The sequence below is a fragment of the Pantoea leporis genome (assembly GCF_028048155.1).
Classification (GTDB): Bacteria; Pseudomonadota; Gammaproteobacteria; order Enterobacterales; family Enterobacteriaceae; genus Pantoea; species Pantoea leporis.
The window spans coordinates 1-4,825 of sequence record NZ_JALMEU010000017.1 but is presented as its reverse complement, the minus strand read 5'-3'; the positions used below and the strand labels follow the sequence as shown (position 1 = coordinate 4,825).

The 4,825-nt window shown below is 45.8% G+C and carries 4 protein-coding genes and 4 tRNA genes; 2 read left to right on the top strand and 6 right to left on the bottom strand.

Annotated elements, in window-relative coordinates; all coding sequences use genetic code 11:
- Nucleotides 1–113: 113 nt before the first annotated feature.
- The 4 genes from MWH02_RS22945 to MWH02_RS22930 all read right to left on the bottom strand — a co-directional run bounded on the left by MWH02_RS22945 (nt 114) and on the right by MWH02_RS22930 (nt 629).
- Nucleotides 114–189: transfer RNA gene (locus MWH02_RS22945), tRNA-Thr, on the bottom strand.
- 5 nt (nt 190–194) lie between these two features.
- Nucleotides 195–269 (bottom strand) — tRNA-Gly (locus MWH02_RS22940).
- Between the two features lie 192 nt (nt 270–461).
- Nucleotides 462–546: transfer RNA gene (locus MWH02_RS22935), tRNA-Tyr, on the bottom strand.
- A 7-nt stretch (nt 547–553) separates the two neighbouring features.
- Nucleotides 554–629, bottom strand: a tRNA-Thr gene (locus tag MWH02_RS22930).
- A gap of 327 nt (nt 630–956) precedes the next feature.
- On the opposite strand from MWH02_RS22930, the gene MWH02_RS22925 reads away from it, so the two are divergent.
- Together MWH02_RS22925 and coaA are read left to right on the top strand one after the other, a co-directional pair.
- Entirely contained in the window at nt 957–1,514 is a 558-nt protein-coding gene (locus tag MWH02_RS22925) for a GNAT family N-acetyltransferase (protein ID WP_101762580.1), read from the top strand.
- 202 nt (nt 1,515–1,716) lie between these two features.
- Nucleotides 1,717–2,667 (top strand): type I pantothenate kinase, encoded by a 951-nt coding sequence (coaA, locus tag MWH02_RS22920; RefSeq protein WP_137384928.1) that lies wholly within the window; start codon nt 1,717–1,719, stop codon nt 2,665–2,667.
- A gap of 60 nt (nt 2,668–2,727) precedes the next feature.
- On the opposite strand, the gene birA is transcribed toward coaA, so the two are convergent.
- Together birA and murB are read right to left on the bottom strand one after the other, a co-directional pair.
- Nucleotides 2,728–3,690, bottom strand: a complete 963-nt coding sequence (birA, locus tag MWH02_RS22915; RefSeq protein WP_101762582.1) for a bifunctional biotin--[acetyl-CoA-carboxylase] ligase/biotin operon repressor BirA — start codon at nt 3,688–3,690, stop codon at nt 2,728–2,730.
- On the bottom strand, nt 3,687–4,724 hold the full coding sequence (gene murB, locus MWH02_RS22910) for a UDP-N-acetylmuramate dehydrogenase (RefSeq protein WP_101762583.1): 1,038 nt from the start codon (nt 4,722–4,724) through the stop codon (nt 3,687–3,689). Before murB ends, birA begins: the two co-directional genes overlap by 4 nt.
- Nucleotides 4,725–4,825: the final 101 nt, after the last annotated feature.

The following is a 4,825-nucleotide window of genomic DNA, read 5'->3' as shown; positions in this document are numbered from 1 at the left end:
AGCCATCGCTAGTCCCTCTAAGACACGGATATATCGAAGATATCGTCATATCAACCAGGCATTGCCTGACTGTTTGGTTTACAGAGAGAGAATCAGGAGAGAGATAAAGGAAGTGGTGCTGATACCCAGAGTCGAACTGGGGACCTCACCCTTACCAAGGGTGCGCTCTACCAACTGAGCCATATCAGCACATCTGGAGCGGGCAGCGGGAATCGAACCCGCATCATCAGCTTGGAAGGCTGAGGTAATAGCCATTATACGATGCCCGCATCCTGGAACTCGGCTACCTGTTCTTTCTGTAGCTTATGAATAATAAAAGAAGACCTTCTATTATTCGAGCCGGTCAGAGTTGCTGACCAACTTTGATTGCGCTAATGCGCAATCTGAAATTCGAAGGTGAGAGATGAAGAACTCACCCATCAGATAAAGACTTTATCTGACGCCCAACCAGGAGGTTGAGATGGTGGTGGGAGAAGGATTCGAACCTTCGAAGTCTGTGACGGCAGATTTACAGTCTGCTCCCTTTGGCCGCTCGGGAATCCCACCTACTTGATGGTGCCGGCTACCGGAATCGAACTGGTGACCTACTGATTACAAGTCAGTTGCTCTACCAACTGAGCTAAGCCGGCATCAAGTGGAGCGCATTCTAGGAATACCCGAAGAAGGATGCAACAAAAAAATCGTCAAAATTGCTCTATCGCTTACTATTTGTGCAAATCATCTCAAATCAGCCATCAGTCGCAGTAAAATCCCCCTAAACCTGTGCGTTTTTACACCACCACATTGATTGATTGCTATGAACCGCCATCATTTTCAATGCACATATTTGAAGCACACTGCCTTTCTGCTGTGCAAATTGCAGAAAATTTTTTTTGAAACTACCCGCTACACTCGTTTTTCTGCTGGCCTGCATTTTGCTTATCTATTTAATCGGGTCATTAAATGGAGGATGTCGCATGAATATTGTACAGCTCACTGCAGAAACATTACCCCTTTATCGTCAGGCTTTGGCTGCCCTGATGGTTGAAGCGGTAAAAAACAATATGACTTCGGCATTTCAACATTCGCAAAAGATGCAACAGTATCAGGATGCCGAGCGCTATTTTCATAGCTTGCGCAACAAAATGGCACGCCATGAGTTGCTGCTATGGATTGCCGTCATCGACTCGGTTGTGGTGGGAAGCGTGCAGCTCAATATTTGTCAGCGTCCAGATGGACAAAATCGCGCGGAAGTTTTACAGCTGCTTGTGCATTCAAATGCTCAGCGAGAAGGGATTGGACGCAGATTAATGCAGACGCTTGAGCACAAGGCAGAAAGCTATCAGCGTGGTCTGCTTTATTTAGATGTCATTGCAGGTTCTGCAGAAGAAATTTTTTATCGGGCACATGGCTACCGCTATTTAGGGGAATTGCCCGACTATGCATTATGCGCGGATGGGCATCCTCATCCCGGCGCGATTTACTATAAACGTCTGCGTACCAGCCCAGCAGAAAATGTAGCGACAAGCTACTGACCGACAAGAAAAATGCGGGCACGCTTGCGAAAGCGTGCTCCTGTTTATCATTTTACTTCTTTTTAAAGTCACACTGGTGTTACCCTCCTGCCCATTGTTCTCGTTAATTACCCCTGTGACGTGCAATTGAGTTTGATACATCTTCGTATGCCTAATGCAGCAAGGTGTTGATTAATCAGAATTTGCACTCAGATGCATGCTTATGAGTAAAAAAACGACACCTCTTACTACGCCTTATTTGCAGTTCAATCGCCAGCAATGGGCAGCACTACGCGATTCAGTACCAATGACATTGGCTGAAGGTGAAATTGAGCGTCTGCGTGGTATCAATGAAGATCTTTCATTAGAAGAAGTGGCCGAGATTTATCTGCCGCTATCGCGTCTGCTTAATTTTTATATCAGTTCTAATCTGCGTCGTCAGGCGGTGCTTGAGCAATTCCTTGGCACTAATGGGCAGAAAATCCCTTATATCATCAGTATTGCCGGCAGCGTTGCGGTAGGAAAAAGCACAACTGCTCGTGTGCTTCAGGCACTTCTTAGCCGCTGGCCAGAACACCGCAAAGTAGAACTGATCACTACTGATGGTTTTTTGCATCCTAATGCCGTGCTTAAAGAACGCGGTTTGATGAAGAAAAAAGGGTTCCCGCAATCTTACGATATGCATCGCCTGGTTAACTTCGTATCTGATTTAAAATCGGGTGCTAGCCAGGTGACAGCGCCGGTTTATTCTCATCTGATTTATGATGTCATTCCGGATGGCGATAAAGTCGTACAACAGCCTGATATTCTTATTCTTGAAGGATTGAATGTGCTGCAAAGCGGTATGGACTATCCTCACGATCCTCACCATGTATTTGTGTCTGATTTCGTGGATTTTTCAATTTACGTCGATGCACCAGAGTCCTTACTCGAGAGCTGGTATGTAAATCGCTTTTTGAAATTTCGTGAGGGCGCATTTAGCGATCCGGACTCTTATTTCCATCATTATTCGCAATTACCCGAAGAGGATGCACTCAATATTGCGCATGGTCTGTGGAAAGAGATCAACTGGCTTAATTTAAAGGAAAATATCCTGCCTACACGTGAACGAGCAAGTCTTATTATGACGAAGTCGGCTGATCATGCGGTGCAAAGTGTACGTTTGAGGAAATAGTCTTTTTTATAAAATGCCCATAAAAGATCGTGGGCATTTTAATTTTTTAGCTCAGATGCATTAATTGTCTGGACGAAGAGAAATCTCACCCCCAACCCAGGATTTAATGACTCCATTCTGCTCCAGTAATAAGCCACCCTGCTTATCAATACCTCGCGCAATGCCATGTACCTCACGATCCCCAATAAGAAGCTTCACTGGGCGATTAATGAAGTTATCAAGGGTTTCCCAGCGGGAGACAAATGGCGCCAAACCATCGCGCTCAAAAATAGGTAACGCTTCACGCAGGCTATTGATCAACTTCGCAGCTAACTCGTTGCGATCGATATCAACACCAGCTTCCTGAAGATTAATCCAACCCTGATTAATTTCTGCCGTGCCTTCTGAACGCATCAGCAAATTGACACCAGCACCTATAACAATCTGAGCTGCATCGCCGGTTTTTCCAGTTAACTCAACTAAAATACCAGCAAGCTTACGATCGTTAAGATAGAGATCATTCGGCCATTTAACCCGGACATCCGGAGCACCTAATGACTGAATCACTTCTGCCATGATGATACCAATCACCAGACTTAGGCCCATCGCCGCAGCTGGCCCCTGATCAAGACGCCAATACATCGACATATACAGGTTGGAGCCAAACGGTGAAAACCATTTACGCCCGCGACGTCCGCGCCCTGCTTGCTGATACTCGGCAATGCATGCGTAGCCAGACGGCAATTGATCCATCCGATCCAGCAAATACTGATTGGTAGAATCGATAACAGGAATAACCGCCAGATTAGGTTGATGCAGGAGAGACAGAATGATTTCTTCATCCAGTAACTGAATTGGCTCTGGTAAGCTGTAGCCTTTACCCGTTACCGTATATACATCCAGACCCCAACTTTTGAGAGTCTGTATATGTTTATTAATGGCAGCACGGCTCATACCAAGCGCTTCGCCCAGCTGCTCACCAGAGTGAAATTCACCATCGGCCACCAATGCCACTAACTTTAACGGCACGCTATTATCTTTCATGAAATTACCTCAACGGCATTACGCTCGCCTCGAGCACCGATAAAGCGCACTTCTGGCTCCAGCCAAACATCAAACTTTTGTCCGACTCTATTTCTAACCTGATGCGCTAAATCGACAATATCCTGTGGCGTGGCATAATCTTCATTTATCAGTACCAAAGCCTGCTGACGGTGAACTGCGGCGCCACCTACACGGAAGCCTTTAAGACCACATTGGTCGATCAACCAGCCAGCTGCTAATTTCACTTCGCCACTGGCCTGTGGATAATGAGGAATGGATGGCCACTGCTTAATTAGCGCATCTGCATGCTCAGCTGTGATCAGCGGATTTTTGAAGAAACTACCGACATTACCTGTGATTTTTGGGTCGGGCAGTTTGCTTTGGCGCATATGGCAAATAGCATTGAATACATCCCAGGCACACACTGTTGCTGGGTTTAACTTAGTCAGCTCGCCATAAGTTAGAACAGGTTTCCACTGTTTTGCCAGACGTAATCCCACTGCAACAATGACATAGTCATCCTTCATTGCATGTTTGAAAATACTATCGCGATAGCTAAACTGGCACTCTTCTCGATACAAACGAATCATATGTTGCGTTGGGAGATGTATAGCTTCAACGTAGTGACAGATATCTTTAAATTCGACACCATATGCACCGATATTTTGAATCGGTGCTGAGCCGGCCATACCAGGAATCAGCGCCAGGTTTTCCAGCCCTGTAATACCCTTCTTTAGCGTCTTTTCAACTAAAGCATGCCAATTTTCGCCGGCACCAACATGCAAGTGCCAGGCTTCGTCATGCTCTTCGATAGCGATGCCTTTAATCGCATTAATTACCACCGAGCCGCTAAAATCTTCAAGAAAGAGTACGTTGCTCCCTTCGCCTAATACAATAAAAGGCAGATTTGATTGCTGACTGTTTTTCCAGGCCAAAGTAATAGCGTCAGGAGTTTCAGCGATGGTCAGCGTTTGTGCATTGATCGTAAGACCAAGAGTGTTGAAAGCTTTCAGGGATGTATTGGGGCTGGACATTTCACGGCCTTTACTGATTAATCTGACCGTAGTTTACCTGATCGGTAGGTTGCGAGTTTGATGTTTTCTTATTTCTGATGGGAAATTGCTCATGTACAGAC

Bases quoted from the DNA above. Each gene is read 5' to 3' on its own strand.
- MWH02_RS22925 (WP_101762580.1), top strand. From the start codon at position 957: ATGAATATTGTACAGCTCACTGCAGAAACATTACCCCTTTATCGTCAG.
- coaA (WP_137384928.1), top strand. From the start codon at position 1,717: ATGAGTAAAAAAACGACACCTCTTACTACGCCTTATTTGCAGTTCAAT.
- birA (WP_101762582.1), bottom strand. From the start codon at position 3,690: ATGAAAGATAATAGCGTGCCGTTAAAGTTAGTGGCATTGGTGGCCGAT.
- murB (WP_101762583.1), bottom strand. From the start codon at position 4,724: ATGTCCAGCCCCAATACATCCCTGAAAGCTTTCAACACTCTTGGTCTT.